Genomic DNA, 17,666 nt, shown 5'->3' with positions numbered 1-17,666 from the left:
CTTAAATTGCTTTCCTTTGAAAATATAAATATCCACCGACAAAAAATAATATAAAGCTTCCGCCTACAACGGTTAATAACTGATCCCAAGGAACGAAAAATGTATCGCCAGTCTCACCACCGATATACATCATCAAAAAAGGCTGTGCCCAAGGATAGAAAGAACCTAAACGCTCTGAGTTTACAACAAGTATTGTAGGCAATGTCAGGATAACGTTAACAGCAAAAGGCGCTGCAAAGCTCTTGAATAGTATAGACATCCATAACTGCAGAGCAACTAATGGCAATGTCGCTACCCATCCCCCAACCAAACATTTCCACACTATCCCCATTGGGAAAGGATCGGTGAAGCCTTTTATCATCCCTACTATGTATAGAGCAGCAAAAAATAATATTTGTACAACCAATACAAGCAGCATCAACAATAAATACTTCGCCGTAAATACTCTTCCCCGCGTTACAGGTAATGCTAGAAGCTGTTTCCAGCCACCTGCCTGATGTTCATATCTGCAAATGGCACTTGCTAAAACTCCTGTTATCAAGGGTAAAAATAGTAAAGCATAGGTTAAATTCATGGAGAGTAATGATAAATACCATTCATTAATCTCCATATCTTCATTGGAAAACCTGCTTGTTAATCCAAGAAAAATTCCTATAATTGGTACGGTAAATATTATGAACATAATCTTTGAATGTCGAAACTTAAACCATTCTGATTGTAGAATTGAGATCATTTATTTCACATCCCTTCTCATAAAGTCGAGCATTCCAACGATATACAATACAATACCTACTCCAATCCCAAGCAGCACATTAATCAACGGCTCATCCCATTCGTTCATTAAAGATGGCCACTTCCATATCATCCAATCAGGTAAAACAAAAGCGGAAAAGGCAAAAATCACACCTAAGACCCCGGTCGTAATCGGAATCCCTTGGTTTTGGCTCACGGATGCAATCCAGAGTTGCAACGCAAGTATTGGCAAGGCTGCAAAATAAGGATAGAAGCTATATTTCAATAACTCCAAGTAAGGAATATCATTTCCTAAATTTAGTAAAACTCCATAACAAAGTGAAAACACTAATAGTAAAAGAGAAGACACAAATAGTAAGCTTGCAAGTACAGTAAATTTCGATAAATACACACTCATTTTGGAGACAGGCAACGAAATCAGTTGCTTCCAAGCATTTGTTTCATTTTCTATACTCGCTATAAAAGAAGTTAATATGGCAATTCCTAATATAAGTGCAAGAGGGGTAAAAGAATGTACATTCATAAAATAATATCCCCAATCATCCTCACTCTGCTGTAATAAGTAATCTTTTCTGACTCCATAGTTAACCATCTGCAAGGCAATAACTCCGAAAGGGCCTAAAAACGCTAGAAACCATAATCCTTTACGTTTTAATTTCAAAAAATCAGCCAGTAAAAGTTTCCCAATCATACTACCTTCTCCTCAGTAGTCATTTGAAGGAAAGTATCTTCCAGTGATCTTTTTTCCTCTTCTACACGGTAAATTGAATAGCCCCCTTGAACGAGCGTAAATACTGCTTTTGCCACTCCTTCATTTGAATGCTCCGACAATAAAATGATGCCATCCTGCCACTCAGCTTTTATTCCATTTCCTAATAATGAGCGCCACGCTTGCTCACTATCACTAACCTTTAATAGAATCTTCTGCTGTGCGTACTTGCGCAAAGCTTCGATGGAATCCTGGTAGATCATTTTTCCTTTCGTAACTATTCCGACTGTTGTCGCCATTTGATCGATTTCCGATAATAAGTGACTGGAGATCAAGATGGTCATACCTGTTTCGGCGGGCAACTGTTTAATTAAATTACGGATTTCAATAATACCGGATGGGTCTAGCCCGTTGGTCGGCTCATCTAAGATTAGTAACTCCGGATTGTTTAATAGGGAAGCTGCAATCCCTAATCGTTGTTTCATTCCTAGTGAAAATCCTTTTACCTTTTTATTCGCTACTTCGGATAACCGAACAATTTCTAACACCTCATGAATTCTTGTTTTTGGAACACCTAAAATCTTTCTTAATGCCTCTAAATTTTCATAAGCAGTTAAATGGGGATAGTAGGATGGATTCTCTACTAGGGAGCCCACTCTTTTTAAAATGTCTATTCTTTCTCTTTTTAAATCCTTTTCAAAGATTTGAATCGTACCGGATGTTGATTTCATCAAACCTAAAAGCATTCGGATGGTTGTTGTCTTTCCTGCTCCATTAGGCCCTAAAAATCCGTATATTTCTCCTTTACGTATTTTCATATCCAATCCTACTACGGCATTTTCCTTACCAAAACGTTTGGATAAATTGTTTGTCTGCACTACATATTCCATTTCCCTCACCTCATTTTCTATCTTAGAGATAGAATATTAAAACTAGGTAAGGGGCAAGTTTAAATTTTGTTTAAAAAAAGTGTATTTGAAAGGATGCCCCTTCAAATACACCATTATTTGTATTTCTTTATTTTAATAGTTGTTCCCACTTCACTTGACTCAATATCCCAATCTAGCTTCATACCCTTTACCATCATATCAACAATAGACAAGCCTATTCCTGCACCTGCTTCATCGGATTCATTTTTCATCCCGTTTCCTTTGTCTGAAATTACAATAGCATCGTATAGATTTGTAGATTCGGTTTTAACACAAATATATCCTCCGCTTTTTGCATGGCGAAGCACGTTTTGCAATAAATTATCTATTATACTTCCTAACCAAATAGGGTCGATTTTCCACTTATTTTGTTCGAACGGAGTCAAATTGACTTCAAATTTAAACTCTTCCTTTTCAAAGACAGGGTACCATAAAGCTAAACATTCACGTACATAACGAATAACATCAATATCCTTTGTTTCAAATTTATATTTACTAGCCATTAGTAACGTGTATGACATCAAGTTTTCAATCAGTCTGTCAATATTTACAACAGAGGCTTCCAAGGATTCTATCGCTTTTTGACCTTCCTCCGATAAATCTTCTTTAGCAATGGAATAAGTTTGAGCCCTTACCTTTGTTAAAGGTGTACGCAGATCATGAGAAAGATTAGCGATTAGCTCCCGACGTAGCTGTTCCTCTTTCTGCTCGCTCTGTTTACTTTCCCTTAGCTCAAATACCATTTGATTGAACGTTTTTTCAAGCTGTCCAATTTCGTCCTTCTTTTTCACCGTAATCTCAATCGGTAGCCCGTCCACATCCCGTATTTCCATTGCCTCTTGCAATTGCAATAACCGTTTTCTAATACTCCTAAAGAATAAAAAGGATACTAATAAAAACAGAAAAATAATAAAAATAACACCAGATACAAAAATAAGTCCATATTCATCATAAATATTTTTAAGAGGTGGATCAAACTCTGACCTAGGCATCTCCAGTACAATGAAACCATTCATTTCATCTTGTCCAACAAACGCAATAACTGTAAATGGGTCCCCTCCATAGTGCTGTTTTATAAATTTTGCTGTATATACTGCCGACCACTCGGCAGGCAACTGCTCCTTTACGTTCACTTGATTAGCGAGCGTCCCTTGACCATCCACCCAGAACATTGATGCTTTTGGATGTTGCTGCTTCCACTTAGTAAAATGCTCTTCTATTGTTTCAGAAGTCACAACTTGCATACCATTTGCTTCTTGATGCCATTTTTCCTCTACGTCACCTTCCTCTATAGTATGGTTGTTTAAAGTGTCACCCTGCGTGTTACTAGAAACACCAAATACAAATAAAGCAATAATTAAATAGGAAACTTGAACAATAGACATTGCTAATAGGATCAGAAACATATACTTCGCTAGTAAGGACCGGAAAAACCTCTTCATATTTTTACCCTATACCCAATTCCGCGAATGGTTTCAATAATTGATGGTTTTGCTGGGTCCCTTTCAATTCTCTCTCGTAAATAACGAATATGAACCATCAACGTCTTATCTCCTTCGATATAACGCTCTCCCCACACTCCCTCATACAGCTGTTCCTTTGTTAATATTTGATTCAAATGACGAACGAAGTACTGCAAAAGATGATATTGCTTGCCGGTTAATTGGATTTCCTCCTCTTTTTCACCGTCTACTATTCTCATGTCCTTTGTATAGATCATCAGATGCTGAAGCTTTAATATATCGTCATTCTTTTGGTATCTCCGTAGCAATACTTCGACACGAGCTGCAAGCTCATCCGGATGAAACGGCTTTGTTAAATAATCATCTGCAAAATTTAGCCCCTCTATTTTATCCTCCACCGCAGTCCTCGCAGAGAGCATTAAAATAGGCAGGTCTCCCTTTTCTTTTTTAATACGCCTTCCAATTGAAAAGCCATCTAACCCTGGGATCATCACATCCAAAATTGCCATATCCACACTTGAAATATACTTTTCAGCATCCTGCCCAGATTTCAGCCATGTCACCTCATACCCTCTTTCTGTTAAATCCTTTCTCACCCAGTTTCCTATATCCACTTCATCTTCTATGTAAAGAATGTGTACCATGTTTGTCCTCCTGTTATTGGGATTGTGATTTGTTAGCTGAATCGCTACATGCTTCTAAGAAATTAGAGTCGTTTAAGACCATACCCCTTCAAAAAAACTCTCTACCTCAGTTAAGGCAGAGAGTTTTGTTCCAACCTTGTATAGTTAACTGGTGTTCCATGAAACTCTCTCTCGCAATTCAAATGGCCAAAAGACTCCAATAGCTCGCTAAATATATAGAGCGGTCGAGGGATTGTCGTAAACCATGCTCGCGGAGTGGAGCAGGATGGCGATTGTCTAAAGTAATGCTGGATTGTAGTAAACTAGCGACCTATTTTCGTAAACTAGCCCTGGATTGTCGTAAACTAGCGACCTATTGTCGTAAACTAGCCCTGGATTGTCGTAAATCTTACTCGCGGAGTGGAGCAGGATGCCGATTGTCGTAAAGTAACGCTTGATTGTAGTAAAGTAGCGACCTATTGTCGTAAACTAGCCCTGGATTGTCGTAAATCTTGCTCGTGGAGTGGAGCAGGATGCCGATTGTCGTAAAGTAACGCTGGATTGTAGTAAAGTAGTATCCTATTGTCGTAAACAGCCACAGGTTATCGTGAAAGCCAGTTATACGGCACAGTCTTTTTTAGCACTTGCAATGGTCACTAAGATTTAGAAACTCATTTCAAAATTCTAACAATGCAGACATTATATCATGAATGATTCTAAGACAATACAAATAATCCTATTATTGTATTTAATAGAATGCATATTCCTATAATAGTTTTTTCTAAGATTAATAATTAAACAAACACCGAAACCAGCTAGAGCGTTTGGATGGGGTTCAGCTTTCAATGATGTGTCGTTCCGCACGTACTTTTTAGGGTTGCAGGAAAAATAAGTGACAAATACACTTTTAGCTTTAGATAAAAATAGCTTAAACAAGATTAATACTGCATTTGTTGCTCCAAAGGTTATAGCCGGTGGCAGGATGGTTCATGTGGGGCAGTTAATAAATAAGCAAGGCCATATTAAGTAAATAAAAATTTGATAACTACAATAAAGCAGCCAAAGTACCATCATCAATATCATAACATGCATAAAACCAGGGCCTGACTATGGTCCTTTAATATTTTCTACACGCCCTTTACTCCAGTTATTAAAAAACTCTCTACCTAATTAAAGATAAAGAGTTTTTTATCATACCCAGCTCTCTAATAAGGTTAAACTGTTTCCTTTTTTAACATTCGCCTCAATATTTTGCCAGAGCTTGTTTTTGGAAGTTCCTCTATAAATTCTACTTCTCGTGGATATTTGTAGGCAGACATTCTTTCTTTTGCCCATTCAATAATTTCATTTTCTGTTGCGATTGATCCTTCTTCTAGGACAACAAAGGCCTTGACTGACTCTCCTCTTATTGGATCTGGAATGCCAATTACTGCTACTTGGTTAATTTTTTCATGTTGTGAAAGCATTTTTTCTACTTCCTCTGGATATACACTGTAGCCGGAGCATTTTATCATTTCTTTTACTCTTCCAAGAAAATAGAGAAAACCGTCTTCATCAAACTTCCCAATATCACCTGTTACAAAGTAATCGTGGAAAAAAGATTTTTGTGTCTCCTCGTTTCTTCCTTTATAGCCTTTGAAGACACTTGGTCCCTTTACAAGAATCATTCCTTGTTCCCCAATGGCCATTTCTAAATGATAATTTTCAAAATCTACCACTTTCACGTCAGTATCAAATGTAGGCTTTCCAACTGAGCCATATCGAATGTCACCTGGTGGAGTCATCGTATTGCCAGTATGAGTTTCACTCATGCCATAAGCAAATTCCATTAGCGGCTTACCAGTTATAGATTTCCATTCATCTGATATCTCTTGAGACAATTGAACACCAAAGCTAGTTACTATATCTATTTTAAGTTTACTAAAATCAATATTTTGGATAGAAGGTTCTCTCATCATTTGTATGTTCATAGGGGTAGTCGTATATAATACCGTAGCATTATATTGCTGGAATGCCTGGAGCATTCCCTTTGGATCGAAGCGTGTAAGCAGCACAACTGACGCTCCTACTTCCATTGCACTTAGTAGACCGACCAATTTCCCTGCTATATGAAAGATTGGCATAACACTAATATAGGTATCTTCTTTAGTGAATCCAAAGTTCTTGGCTACACAAGCTGCTTGGAATTCTGAGTTTTGAAATGTAAGCATTGCTCCCTTTGGAGAACCGGTAGTACCAGATGTATAAATGATCAGACTAACATCTTCTGCCATATTAATGTTTGTATTAATATCATTGCTGTACTGGTCATTTTGCAATATTGTCATCCAGTCATAGGTGTCCTCCCATCGGTTTTCGAGCACTTTTTCTGGAAATGCCGGGTAAGGGTTTTCTGGCAAATAATCCTTATAGTTTGTTACTATTTTACTTTCTACTTTCGTTTCACTCTCTATTTTTTGAAAAACTTCATATAAATCCGGAGTAGTAAATATAGCTTTGGCTTCCAAGTCATTAAGCTGATATTTTAGCTCCCACTCTTTGAACATGGGATTACATGGTCCTACTATTGCCCCTATTTTTTGAATAGCAAAAAAAGCAATCACGTACTGCGGACAATTTTGAAGGAAAAGAGCGACGGTATCCCCTTTTTGAATACCCTTGTCAGTCAGAAAGCTTGCTACACGTTTAATCGAACCCCAGAGTTCCCCATATGATATTTGCCTTCCATAAAAGTTAATCGCTGTTTTCTCAGGAGTTGTTTGAGCATGCTGTTCAATATACGAATGGATTGGCTTATTTTGTAGAGCTAAATGCATAATAATCCCTCACTTTCCTTTAAAATTTGAAGAACGTTTTTCAATAAAGGCCTGCTTGCCCTCTGCATAATCGACTGTATAATAAGAGGCTAGTGTTGAATAAGTCTGTACTTGGAATGCATTTTCTATCGTCATCCCATCGCTATTGTGCATTGCCTTTTTCATTAGGCCAATTGCTCTTGTAGCACTACTAGTTAAATGAATTGCCAAGTCCTCAACCACTTCCTCCAGTTTATCTTGTTCCACTTGCTTATACAGTAGTCCCCACTCACTTGCCTCATTTGTTCCGAACATTTCTCCTAAAAAGAGATAACGTGCAGCTCGATGATATCCTATACGTTTTTGCAAAAGATATGTACCTGCAGATATCCCTCTTAAAACGAAAGGCAGTCCAAACTTAGTCTCATTCGAAGCAATGATAAAGTCTGCTGCCAACGCAATTTCAAAACCGGCTCCTAATGCGTATTTATGTGCCTTCACTATAATCGGCTTCTCTAAGTTTTTCATAGCTAAAACTACTGCAGGATATCCATCCGAGTACTCTGTTAATTTGTCCGTAGGATTTGGATTTTTTTCTGTTCCCATATCAACTAGGTCATCCCCTGCACAAAATGCCTTTCCCAACCCCTCTATTATAATGACACGCACTTCATCATCTTTTTTAGTTTGATTTAGATAATGAATAAGATCTGCAACCATATCATTATCTAATGCATTCAAGGCTTCCGGGCGATTAAGTGTAATTCTCGCAATATTATTTTCCACTTTATATATAACTTTCGTTCCCATTTGATCCCTCCTTTAATCTATTGTTCAATATACAAATGCCTCTCCAGTTCTTCTCTTATATGATCGGGGATAATCTCACTTTTGTTCTCTTGGACATTATAGTTAACGTATATCGTATTTGCTTGAACAGTTAGCTTATTTCCTTGCCATATTTCTTCATATAGTTCTAGACTAGTGTTGCCGATGCGTTTTACCCAGCATTTTATTTCTACGCTAGTACCAAAGTAGATTTGTGCCTTGTACTCTACAGTTGTTTTTAGGATAATCATTTTCCAATTACTAAAGCTAAGGTCTGGCATGAACAAAGAGAAAAGTTTGTTTCTACCACCTTCAAGCCAGACAGGTACTGTGGTGTTATTAATATGCCCTACGCCATCCGTTTCAGAAACTCGTGGTTCTACAATTGTTTGATACATTACAATATCTCCCTTCCTATAATTTACTGTTCAACATAATCGACCAGATTCCTTCTGCCACTGGATGATCATCTGCAAGAACCTCGATATGAATATCATAGATACAACTTTTTTTAGTGAGGGTATTATTTTCACAAATTTGATAATCTACTGAGATAGTTTCTCCAACTTTTACGCCTTTTCTAAATCTCCAATTTTGTCCTACAACTGCTACTAGATAATCTTCCAAGTTGAATGTCCTGTTTAAAATTCCAATCGCGACCATCACAAGCTGACGGTTGTCTATATAATATTTTAGATTTGATTTTTGCTCGTTTAGCATCATTTGAAAAAGTTCTACATCTGTTTTGTATATAGTTCGATGAATAGGTGTTTTGACTTGATTAATAAAATTCAAATCTCTAACATCCTTTCTTCACAGAAATAGATTAAAGATCCTTCCATGACTAGCTCATCTTCTTTTTTATACACAGAGAACCTTAATACTTCGCCTCTTAGTCTGTAAACTACATAAATTTCGTCACCCACTGTGATACTTTTTTTATAGTAACTAGTAAATTCATGAATTTTAGTAAAAGGGATTTCCTGCTTTTCTATCAATGATATTGCTAGAGTAAAGATTGTGTCACCATGTAAAATAACACTTTTGAAACGAGAATTTTCCATTAAAGGCATATTGGAATGAATATTTAAATTTCCTTCCCAAATCATAGGGAGTAAAAGATGGTTTTCTGTTATTTTTAGTTGACCTGTTTGTTTTTCCATCTAGTTATAGTCATAAAAACCTTTACCTGATTTCTTCCCGAGCTTTCCGGCTTCCACCATTCTCTTGAGTAATGGACATGGACGATACTTGGAATCTCCGAAGCCCTCATACAGGCTTTCCAGTGCATACAGTGTTGTGTCTAATCCACATTCATCTGCCAAGCGTAAAGGTCCGATAGGATGGTTTGCCCCTAACTTCAGACCTCGATCTACCTCCTCCGGATCTGTACCCTCCATTACTAGAAATGATGCCTCATTCATCATTGGTAGTAAAATTCGATTGACGATGAATCCAGGATAATCCTGAGCAATGACCGTTTCTTTATTGATAAGGTTTCCGTATTCCCTCACCCTTACAAGGGTATCTTCTGAAGTTTCTATTGAGGTAATAATTTCTAATAGTTTCATAATTGGTACTGGGCTAAAAAAATGCATACCTACTACTTTTTCTGGGCGATTTGTTACAGAACCAATTGCCGCAATGGATAATGATGACGTGTTGCTTGCTAATATAGCATTAGGTTGAACGATCTCATCGAGTTGCCTAAACACCTGTTGCTTTAAGTCTAATCTTTCAGGAACTGCTTCAATAACTAAATCCACATCTTTTCCATCTTGAATATTAGTTGAAAAAAGTATAGAATCATTAATTCTTTGTTCATCCGTAGGGGTATACTTTTCTCTTTTTAACATTGATTGAATGCTTTTATTTATAAAATTTTTCCCTCTTGTTAAATCTTCCTCTGAGCGGTCTGTTAATACTACTGGCAAACCTGCTAATGCAAAAATCTGGGCAATTCCACTACCCATCAGACCTGCCCCCACTATCATTACTTTCTTTTCCATGTTGCTTCGCCTCATTTCTATATATTAATCTTGGAATTGGACGTTTTTTACTATTACCGATGCACCCTGACCACCACCGATACATAATGTTGCCAGACCATATTTTTTGTTACTTCTGATTAATTCATGTACTAATGAAACTATAATTCTAGATCCCGAGCTTCCTACTGGATGTCCTAGTGCTATGGCGCCGCCATTTACATTGACAATACTTTCGTTAATATTTAGTTCCTCTATCACAGCAAGTGCTTGTGCTGCGAAAGCTTCATTTAGCTCGATAAGATCTATATCCTCTATTTCCATGCCTGCTTTTTCTAGTGCAAGCCTTGTTGCTGGAACTGGTCCAATTCCCATCACCCTTGGGTCTACCCCAGCAGAAGCAACAGAAATTATCTCTGCTAAAGGAGTTAACCCATATTCTATAACCAATCTCTCCGAAGCAATAAGTATCACAGAGGCACCATCATTTAACCCAGATGCATTTCCTGCTGTGACAGTCCCATCTTCCTTAAAGGCAGCTGATAGATTCTGTAATGCATCTATTGTTGTAGCCCGTGGATGTTCATCCACTTTGAATTCTTCTTTTTTTGTTACAATTGGTACAATTTCCTTTTCAAATACACCATTAGCAATGGCCTTAGCTGCTTTTGTTTGACTACGTAAAGCATACTCATCCTGTTGTTGACGAGAAATATTATATTGTTCCGCCACATTTTCGGCAGTTACTCCCATATGATAGTTTTCACTTGAGCAAACTAATCCATCATGTAGCAAACTATCTTCTAGCTGAATGGCCCCTAATTTCTTTCCCCATCTACTCTCCTTCGATATATAAGGAACATTGCTCATACTTTCTGTTCCACCGGCAATGATTAGATTCCCATCTCCGGCCTTTATTTGCTGATAGGCTAAGGAAACAGAACGCATACCAGAGGCACATTGCTTGTTGATAGTCATTGCTGGAATGGAAGTAGGCAAGCCACCCTTTAAGGCAGCTTGCCTCGCCGGGTTGGCTTTCCCTCCAGCTTGATAAACATTGCCAATAATGATTTCATCTATTTTCTCTAATGGGACTTTCAAATCCTTGACCATTGCTTTTATCACTTCTGCGCATAATTCTGAAGAGCTAAATTGTTTTAAACTTCCCCCAAATCTTCCTACAGCTGTTCTTTGTGCAGATACTATATATACTTTTTCCATCAGGTCACCTCATTTTGTTAGTAAACTAGCATTTATGTGAAAATAGTAAATAAGATTACAGCTAATGCAGTTGCACACATTGTGAGCACTACGGCCATCAGAGCTACCGCAGGATATGCCCGTTTAAAGGTTTCATGACTGATATTACGAATAGTCGTAACAATATAACCGTTGTGTGGTAACGATGCCAAGCCATCAGATGACATTACGGATACTCTGTGTAATGCACCTGGATCTACGCCCATATTTAAATAAATTGGAGCTAAAATAGGAAGTGAAATTCCTAAACCACCAGATGCGGAACCTGTTAATCCAGCTATAAGATTGATACAAATTGCCATACTTAACAGTGGTGGACCAGGGATTTCTAATACGGTTTCAACAATTTGTGTGAATCCTGTAGTCAAAGCTGCGACCTTACCGAATGCGATAACAGCACTTGTATTACAGATAGCTACTATTGCATCGTTGGAGCCTTTTCCTAAAACATCCCAAAAGCCAGTGATGAATTTGAACATAGTCAGACATGCAACGATAATCGCACCTAAAAGTGCTAAAATGGCAGCAGTATTGGCATTAAATAATTGTGAATACGTAACCATTCCACCTACTACTACAATTATCGGTAACAATGCAACCACGATATGGGGTAATTTCTTTTTATTTTCTTCGTCGGTCTCAATATCTGAGTCATATTTTTCAAATTTTTCTCCTCTTTTAACTGCATTTCTAATCAGTAAATGAAGGAAAAAAGTGCCTAATATAAAGTTAAATGCAGATGCAATCATACCAATCCAAAAACCTGAATAAGGGGTTGTTCCAAAAAATTCTGTTGGCATAATGTTTTGAATTTCAGGTGATCCAGGCAAGAACATTGTAAAAGTAACAGAACCGAAAACTAATGCCGCTGGTATAAATCTTCTTGGTAAATTTGCATTTCTAAACAAAGAAACTGCAAGCGGATAAACAGCAAAGCCTACTACAAATAAAGATACCCCTCCATAGGTCATGATGGCACAGGCTAACACGACTGCCATGACAGCACCTTTAGGTCCAATAATTTTCATAACCCATTCAGCAATGGCCTCTGCAGCTCCTGTTTCTGCCATAACCTTTCCAAAAATTGCCCCTAGCAGGAACAATAAAAAGTACGTAGCAAAGTAACCAGTAAAGCCCTGCATATACGTACCTGTCATAGCTTCAATAATGTCTTGTCCAGAAGTTAATGCAACAAATGCACTTGCTGTAACCGCACTGATAATTATATTTATACCCTTTACGGTCATATAGATTAGAATCGCTAAACCAATCAACAACATAAATACACTCATCCTACATCTCCCTATCCTAATCCAATTTTTTAATTCTTAAAGACTGGCTTTCTCTTTTCTATAAAAGCATTTATTCCTTCATAGGCGTCAACATGATGAAAAGTTTTACAAAAAAGTTCGGTTTCCTTTTGGATTCCCGCAGCAAAAGAAATTTCATAGCCACACTCCATAGATTCTTTTATATTTTTAATAGAGTTTAACGATTTCTCTGCAAGCTTCGTTGCCCATTCCAATGCAACTGCCATACCAGTTCCTGATGTTGTCACCTTATTCACTAAGCCTATTGATAATGCTTCATCAGCACTAATGCTATCTCCAAAGAACATTAACTCTTTCGCTTTCGAAATTCCTATTAGCTTTGGTAATCTTTGAGTTCCTCCTCCACCGGGTAAAATCCCTAGATTAATCTCTGGTAAACCAATCTTCACATGCTCCTCTGCTATTCTAAAGTCGCAGCTTAACGCTAGTTCACAGCCTCCCCCCAACGTGAGACCGTTCAGCATAGCAATGGTAGGCTTCACCAATCTCTCAATATATTGAAAGACTTGATGATTCAGTTCGACATGCTCCACCATGTCATTTCGACCAAGCCAAGTAGGAAATTCTTTAATATCTGCCCCTGCCATAAATGCCTTTTGTCCTGCCCCAGTTAATACAATGGCCCTTATATCTTTATCTTCCTCCATCCGTCTAAATGTCTCTAACAACCCCTGTGCTACCTTACTGCTTAATACATTTACAGGAGGGTTATCAATAGTTATGATGGCAACTTTGTCACTTACAGTAACTTTAACTAGTTCGCTCACTATATCACCTTCTTTTTAATTTTCTTGCTACTAAAAACGCAGTCTTACTTTAAACATCCACCAAGTAAAAACAGTTTAATCTAAAATTTTACCTATCACTTTTGGTCCTTTCTATGTTATTTTTAATAAATGAATACGTTTACATTTTTACTTTTACGTTTGCACGAATAAATATACTTTCTCTTTTGTCTGTTGTCAACATATTCTGAATTTTTATATTATATCATCGTAAACTTAAAAAAATTCCTACCAACCATTTTATATTTTTTCAAATCTCTGTCTAATGGATTTTAAGATAAAATAGTGAGAAAAGTAGATAATGATTGTATAATTTACTCAGAATAAGAAAATATTCTATTTGGAGGTAATCCCATTGGTATCATCTAAAGATGTGGCTAAACTAGCAGGAGTATCGCAGGCTACGGTTTCTCGTGTCCTTAATACTCCTGATTTAGTTAAGAAGCCAACACTTGAAAAAGTTCAGAGAGCAATCAACGATTTAAATTACATTCCAAATGCTCAGGCACGTTCTTTAGTTCAAAACAAATCCAGAACGATCGCTCTATTATCTGGTCCATTGCATAATCCATTTTTTGTGGATACTACGACCGCTATTGTCAATTATGCAAGTCAGATGGATTATAGAATTCAAGTACAGTTTGTAAACGATCATAAACTAAATGACGCATATACGATTGCTTTGGAACATAAGGTGGATGGAATCATTCTCTCCTGTATTTTAAATGACGATCCTATTTTTGAAAAATTGAAGCGGATGAATGTTCCCTTTATCACCTATAATCGCAAGCATCAAAACAATGAGTACTTTGTAGAAATTGATAATTATGAGGCTGGTTATTTGTCTGCAAAACATATGATTGACCAAGGACATGAACTAATCGCCTGGGTTGGAGGCCCACAAAATTTTAGCACCTTCTATCATCGTTTCCAAGGATTCAGTCAAGCATTAAAAGATGAGCGAATTGGCTTAAAACCAGAATATATATTTAACACTGATACAACAAGTACCGATATTTCGGCATCCTTCCACCAATTGATGAACCTAAAAAATCCTCCTTCTGCAATTTGTGCTGGCAGTGATTCTCTCGCTCTTAATGTAATGGATAATGCTATTAGTATGGGTTTAGAGGTGCCAAAGGATGTTAGCATCATTGGAATTGACAATGTAAATCTTAGCTCTCATGGTTCTATTCAACTCACTACGGTAGGCAGCATTTCAGGTAGGAATTTGGGTCACCTAGCAATACAAAAACTAATAGATATGATTGAAAACAAAAATAATAGTTGCGTTAAAATAACAGAACCTGTTAAGATATTTCCAAGAAGCACCACATCTCAAAAAGTAAAACAAACTTAAAGAGTTTGTTTTTATTTTATAGTAAAATGAATGCGTATACATTTCTTTTTATGAAGTTATGAATACGTAAACATTGTAAATCTTTAATTAAAATTTGTACAATCCCAGACAGGATAAAATTCATCATATAAAGTTGCTATCAGTCCTATCATAAGAAATTAAGACGAGCAAGTGGTAATATATTGTTACCCAGAGCTTTGTATGGCTCTCACACAACGAAAGGATGATTCAAATGGAAAGAAAATATTTTGTAAATGGTGAATGGAAATCTTCAGAGAAATATGCGGAGCTGTACTCCCCTCATACGAAAGAGCTTATAGCGAAAATACCTCAGGCAACTCGTGAGGAAGTGGATGAAGCAATTGAAGTGGCGTACGGTGCACGTGAGAAAATGGCTGCTTTAACAGCATTCGAACGCTCTGCTATTTTGGAACAGATTACACAGCTATTTATAATTCATCGTGAGGAAGCTGCAAAGATTATTTCCTTAGAGGCTTCAAAGCCTTTGAAATATGCGTATGGAGAAATCGATCGGACGATTGAAACGTATAAATTTGCTGCAGAGGAAGCTAAGCGTTTAACTGGAGAAATGATTCCGATGGATGCTGCAAAAAATGGCGCTGATCGATTTGGCTATACAATCGAGGAGCCTATCGGTGTAATCGGAGCAATTACTCCCTTTAACTTCCCACAAAATCTAGTAGCACATAAAGTCGGACCTGCTATTGCAGCAGGAAATACTATTGTATTGAAGCCTGCTTCACAGACTCCTCTTTCTGCTTTATTTTTAGCAGAATTGATCGAGCAAACGGCACTTCCAAAAGGTGCTTTTAATGTAGTGACTGGTAGCGGTCGCGAGGTTGGCGATGCTTTAGTTGAAAGCGACAAGGTGAAGATGATTACTTTCACTGGTAGTCCTGCAGTAGGTAAGGGCATTCGTAATAAGGCAGGCTTAAAAAAGGTGGCGCTTGAGCTTGGGTCTAACGCAGGTTTAATCATCGATAAAAATGTAGATTTATCTAAAATTGTACCGAAATGTGTGATGGGTGCCTTCTCTAACCAGGGGCAGGTTTGTATTTCGTTACAACGTACGTTTGTAATGGATGAGATTTTCGATGAGTTTATCGACCAATTTAGTGAGATGACGAAGAAGCTTGTTGTCGGTAGTCCATTCGATGAGTCGACTGACATTTCTGCAATGATTGCTGCTAGCGAATCGGAGCGAGCTTTGGAATGGGTCGAGGAAGCTGTAGAGCATGGTGCTGAAATCATCACTGGCGGTAAGATTGAAAACGATGTGTTTCAGCCTACTATTTTAAAAAATGTAAATGCTATCTCAAAGGTTTCCTGTCAGGAGGTTTTCGCACCGATTGTTGGGGTGAGTCGCATATCTTCTATTGAAGAGGGAATTGAAGCCATCAACCACTCGGACTTCGGACTACAGGCTGGGATTTTTACTAACGATATTCAAACTGCATTTAAAGCCTCGAAGCTTTTAGAGGTTGGCGGCGTAATGATTAACGACATTCCTACCTACCGTGTAGACCAAATGCCATATGGTGGTGTGAAGGACAGCGGAACTGGCAAGGAAGGCATAAAATATGCAATCCATGAAATGACTGAAACAAAGCTTGTTGTATGGAATAATCAGTAAGGAGTGTGCAATATGTCAGAAAAAATTACGTTTACACCAATCAGCTATACAGGATGGGATTCACTTTCCCATCTTCTAGCTGAAGTGAAACGCTTTGAAGTGAAGAAAATATTAATCGTCACAGATCCTTCTTTAAAGAATATCGGATTGACTAATAAAGTCTCGGAGCCACTAGAGAATGCTGACTACATCGTTGAAATATATACAGATGTAGTGCCAGAGCCACCTCTAGCAATCGGCGAAAAACTTGTTTCCTATACACGTGAGCATGCCTTTGATATGGTAATTGGCGTCGGTGGTGGTAGCGCTTTGGATTTATCCAAGCTTGCAGGAGTGCTAGCTTCTCATGATGGTAATGTGGCAGATTATTTGAACCTAACTGGAACGAAGCATATTACCCATAAAGGTTTACCAACTATTTTAATACCTACCACTTCTGGTACTGGATCAGAGGTTACAAACATCTCGGTTTTGTCCTTGGAAACTACAAAAGACGTGGTGACGCATGATTATTTATTGGCGGACGTGGCGATTGTAGATCCAGCATTAACAATTTCATTGCCTCCGAAGGTAACTGCTGCAACGGGAGTAGATGCACTGACACATGCCGTTGAGGCGTATATCTCTAAGAATGCTAGTCCTGTGTCGGATGCATTAGCGCTACAGGCAATTCGGTTGATCAGCAATTCTATTCGCACTGCTGTATCGAATGGTGATGATAAACAAGCTCGTACAGATATGAGCTACGGCAGCTATTTAGCTGGCCTTGCCTTCTTCAATGCAGGAGTTGCTGGAGTACATGCACTCGCTTACCCGCTTGGCGGGCAGTTCCATATCGCACACGGAGATTCCAATGCTGTGCTTCTCCCTTACGTCATGGGATACATACGTAAAAGCTGCGAAAAACGCATGAAGGACATATACGATGTAATGGGCTTCAGCTCTGCTAATCTATCACAGGAGGAAGCATCCTATAAATGTGTCGCTGAGTTAAAAAGATTAGTAGAAGATGTTGGAATCCCTTCTAACTTACAAGGCTTCGACATTCCAGAAAGTGCCTTGGAAAGTTTAACTGAGGATGCATTGAAACAGAAGCGTATATTAGCTCGAAGTCCGATGGAGCTAGGACGTGAAGAAATTTCTGCGATCTATCAAGCTGCTTTTGATGGGAAGATTGTGGAGTAAACT

18 protein-coding genes are annotated in these 17,666 nt (G+C 37.9%); 4 read left to right on the top strand and 14 right to left on the bottom strand.

Going from position 1 to position 17,666, the window contains the following annotated elements; all coding sequences use genetic code 11:
* Position 1 precedes the first annotated feature (1 nt).
* The 5 genes from MHB55_RS04210 to MHB55_RS04190 form a co-directional block, all read right to left on the bottom strand.
* Positions 2-733 carry an ABC transporter permease gene (locus MHB55_RS04210; protein WP_340862671.1) on the bottom strand — a complete coding sequence of 244 codons (732 nt, stop codon included), beginning with the start codon at positions 731-733 and terminating at the stop codon, positions 2-4.
* The gene (locus MHB55_RS04205; protein WP_340862670.1) at positions 734-1,444 is read right to left on the bottom strand and encodes an ABC transporter permease; all 711 of its coding nucleotides are present in this window, start codon (positions 1,442-1,444) and stop codon (positions 734-736) included. It abuts the gene before it with no gap.
* Positions 1,441-2,352, bottom strand: coding sequence for an ABC transporter ATP-binding protein (locus MHB55_RS04200; RefSeq protein WP_151111210.1), 912 nt, complete (start codon positions 2,350-2,352; stop codon positions 1,441-1,443). The genes MHB55_RS04205 and MHB55_RS04200 overlap by 4 nt, the downstream gene beginning before the upstream one ends.
* Positions 2,353-2,465: 113 nt before the next feature.
* Complete coding sequence (locus tag MHB55_RS04195) at positions 2,466-3,833, bottom strand: sensor histidine kinase (RefSeq protein ID WP_340862669.1); 1,368 nt, start codon at positions 3,831-3,833, stop codon at positions 2,466-2,468.
* Entirely contained in the window at positions 3,830-4,498 is a 669-nt protein-coding gene (locus tag MHB55_RS04190; protein ID WP_154311408.1) for a response regulator transcription factor, read from the bottom strand. Before MHB55_RS04190 ends, MHB55_RS04195 begins: the two co-directional genes overlap by 4 nt.
* A gap of 871 nt (positions 4,499-5,369) precedes the next feature.
* On the opposite strand from MHB55_RS04190, the gene MHB55_RS04185 reads away from it, so the two are divergent.
* Positions 5,370-5,507, top strand: a complete 138-nt coding sequence (locus MHB55_RS04185) for a hypothetical protein (protein ID WP_191696622.1) — start codon at positions 5,370-5,372, stop codon at positions 5,505-5,507.
* 184 nt (positions 5,508-5,691) lie between these two features.
* Here the strand turns inward: MHB55_RS04185 and MHB55_RS04180 are convergent, their stop codons facing one another.
* Genes MHB55_RS04180 through MHB55_RS04140 form a run of 9 tightly spaced genes read right to left on the bottom strand, consistent with a single transcriptional unit; the run spans position 5,692 to position 13,446 of the window.
* On the bottom strand, positions 5,692-7,293 hold the full coding sequence (locus MHB55_RS04180) for a class I adenylate-forming enzyme family protein (protein ID WP_154311411.1): 1,602 nt from the start codon (positions 7,291-7,293) through the stop codon (positions 5,692-5,694).
* Between the two features lie 9 nt (positions 7,294-7,302).
* Positions 7,303-8,082 carry an enoyl-CoA hydratase/isomerase family protein gene (locus tag MHB55_RS04175; RefSeq protein ID WP_144540396.1) on the bottom strand — a complete coding sequence of 260 codons (780 nt, stop codon included), beginning with the start codon at positions 8,080-8,082 and terminating at the stop codon, positions 7,303-7,305.
* 17 nt (positions 8,083-8,099) lie between these two features.
* On the bottom strand, positions 8,100-8,498 hold the full coding sequence (locus tag MHB55_RS04170) for an acyl-CoA thioesterase (protein ID WP_144540398.1): 399 nt from the start codon (positions 8,496-8,498) through the stop codon (positions 8,100-8,102).
* A gap of 16 nt (positions 8,499-8,514) precedes the next feature.
* Positions 8,515-8,895, bottom strand: coding sequence for a hypothetical protein (locus MHB55_RS04165; RefSeq protein ID WP_144540400.1), 381 nt, complete (start codon positions 8,893-8,895; stop codon positions 8,515-8,517).
* Positions 8,892-9,263 carry a hypothetical protein gene (locus tag MHB55_RS04160; protein WP_144540402.1) on the bottom strand — a complete coding sequence of 124 codons (372 nt, stop codon included), beginning with the start codon at positions 9,261-9,263 and terminating at the stop codon, positions 8,892-8,894. The genes MHB55_RS04165 and MHB55_RS04160 overlap by 4 nt, the downstream gene beginning before the upstream one ends.
* The gene (locus MHB55_RS04155) at positions 9,264-10,109 is read right to left on the bottom strand and encodes a 3-hydroxyacyl-CoA dehydrogenase family protein (protein WP_144540404.1); all 846 of its coding nucleotides are present in this window, start codon (positions 10,107-10,109) and stop codon (positions 9,264-9,266) included. It lies immediately after the preceding gene.
* A 24-nt stretch (positions 10,110-10,133) separates the two neighbouring features.
* Complete coding sequence (locus tag MHB55_RS04150) at positions 10,134-11,309, bottom strand: thiolase family protein (RefSeq protein ID WP_144540406.1); 1,176 nt, start codon at positions 11,307-11,309, stop codon at positions 10,134-10,136.
* Between the two features lie 32 nt (positions 11,310-11,341).
* The gene (locus tag MHB55_RS04145; protein ID WP_144540408.1) at positions 11,342-12,640 is read right to left on the bottom strand and encodes a GntP family permease; all 1,299 of its coding nucleotides are present in this window, start codon (positions 12,638-12,640) and stop codon (positions 11,342-11,344) included.
* A gap of 29 nt (positions 12,641-12,669) precedes the next feature.
* Positions 12,670-13,446 (bottom strand): enoyl-CoA hydratase/isomerase family protein, encoded by a 777-nt coding sequence (locus MHB55_RS04140; protein WP_313955914.1) that lies wholly within the window; start codon positions 13,444-13,446, stop codon positions 12,670-12,672.
* A gap of 373 nt (positions 13,447-13,819) precedes the next feature.
* On the opposite strand from MHB55_RS04140, the gene MHB55_RS04135 reads away from it, so the two are divergent.
* The 3 genes from MHB55_RS04135 to MHB55_RS04125 all read left to right on the top strand — a co-directional run bounded on the left by MHB55_RS04135 (position 13,820) and on the right by MHB55_RS04125 (position 17,663).
* A complete protein-coding gene (locus tag MHB55_RS04135) occupies positions 13,820-14,824 on the top strand; it encodes a LacI family DNA-binding transcriptional regulator (protein ID WP_340862668.1) in 1,005 nt (334 codons plus the stop codon).
* A gap of 232 nt (positions 14,825-15,056) precedes the next feature.
* On the top strand, positions 15,057-16,478 hold the full coding sequence (locus tag MHB55_RS04130) for an aldehyde dehydrogenase family protein (protein ID WP_340862667.1): 1,422 nt from the start codon (positions 15,057-15,059) through the stop codon (positions 16,476-16,478).
* Positions 16,479-16,490: 12 nt separating this feature from the next.
* Positions 16,491-17,663 (top strand): iron-containing alcohol dehydrogenase, encoded by a 1,173-nt coding sequence (locus MHB55_RS04125; protein ID WP_340862666.1) that lies wholly within the window; start codon positions 16,491-16,493, stop codon positions 17,661-17,663.
* Positions 17,664-17,666 lie beyond the last annotated feature (3 nt).

The sequence above is a fragment of the Psychrobacillus sp. FSL K6-1267 genome, from assembly GCF_038003265.1.
GTDB lineage: Bacteria > Bacillota > Bacilli > Bacillales_A > Planococcaceae > Psychrobacillus > Psychrobacillus faecigallinarum.
The sequence above is the reverse complement of the archived record's forward strand: the minus strand, read 5'-3'. Positions and strand labels throughout refer to the sequence as shown.

Bases quoted from the DNA above. Each gene is read 5' to 3' on its own strand.
- MHB55_RS04210 (WP_340862671.1), bottom strand. From the start codon at position 733: ATGATCTCAATTCTACAATCAGAATGGTTTAAGTTTCGACATTCAAAG.
- MHB55_RS04205 (WP_340862670.1), bottom strand. From the start codon at position 1,444: ATGATTGGGAAACTTTTACTGGCTGATTTTTTGAAATTAAAACGTAAA.
- MHB55_RS04200 (WP_151111210.1), bottom strand. From the start codon at position 2,352: ATGGAATATGTAGTGCAGACAAACAATTTATCCAAACGTTTTGGTAAG.
- MHB55_RS04195 (WP_340862669.1), bottom strand. From the start codon at position 3,833: ATGAAGAGGTTTTTCCGGTCCTTACTAGCGAAGTATATGTTTCTGATC.
- MHB55_RS04190 (WP_154311408.1), bottom strand. From the start codon at position 4,498: ATGGTACACATTCTTTACATAGAAGATGAAGTGGATATAGGAAACTGG.
- MHB55_RS04180 (WP_154311411.1), bottom strand. From the start codon at position 7,293: ATGCATTTAGCTCTACAAAATAAGCCAATCCATTCGTATATTGAACAG.
- MHB55_RS04175 (WP_144540396.1), bottom strand. From the start codon at position 8,082: ATGGGAACGAAAGTTATATATAAAGTGGAAAATAATATTGCGAGAATT.
- MHB55_RS04170 (WP_144540398.1), bottom strand. From the start codon at position 8,498: ATGTATCAAACAATTGTAGAACCACGAGTTTCTGAAACGGATGGCGTA.
- MHB55_RS04160 (WP_144540402.1), bottom strand. From the start codon at position 9,263: ATGGAAAAACAAACAGGTCAACTAAAAATAACAGAAAACCATCTTTTA.
- MHB55_RS04155 (WP_144540404.1), bottom strand. From the start codon at position 10,109: ATGGAAAAGAAAGTAATGATAGTGGGGGCAGGTCTGATGGGTAGTGGA.
- MHB55_RS04150 (WP_144540406.1), bottom strand. From the start codon at position 11,309: ATGGAAAAAGTATATATAGTATCTGCACAAAGAACAGCTGTAGGAAGA.
- MHB55_RS04145 (WP_144540408.1), bottom strand. From the start codon at position 12,640: ATGAGTGTATTTATGTTGTTGATTGGTTTAGCGATTCTAATCTATATG.
- MHB55_RS04130 (WP_340862667.1), top strand. From the start codon at position 15,057: ATGGAAAGAAAATATTTTGTAAATGGTGAATGGAAATCTTCAGAGAAA.
- MHB55_RS04125 (WP_340862666.1), top strand. From the start codon at position 16,491: ATGTCAGAAAAAATTACGTTTACACCAATCAGCTATACAGGATGGGAT.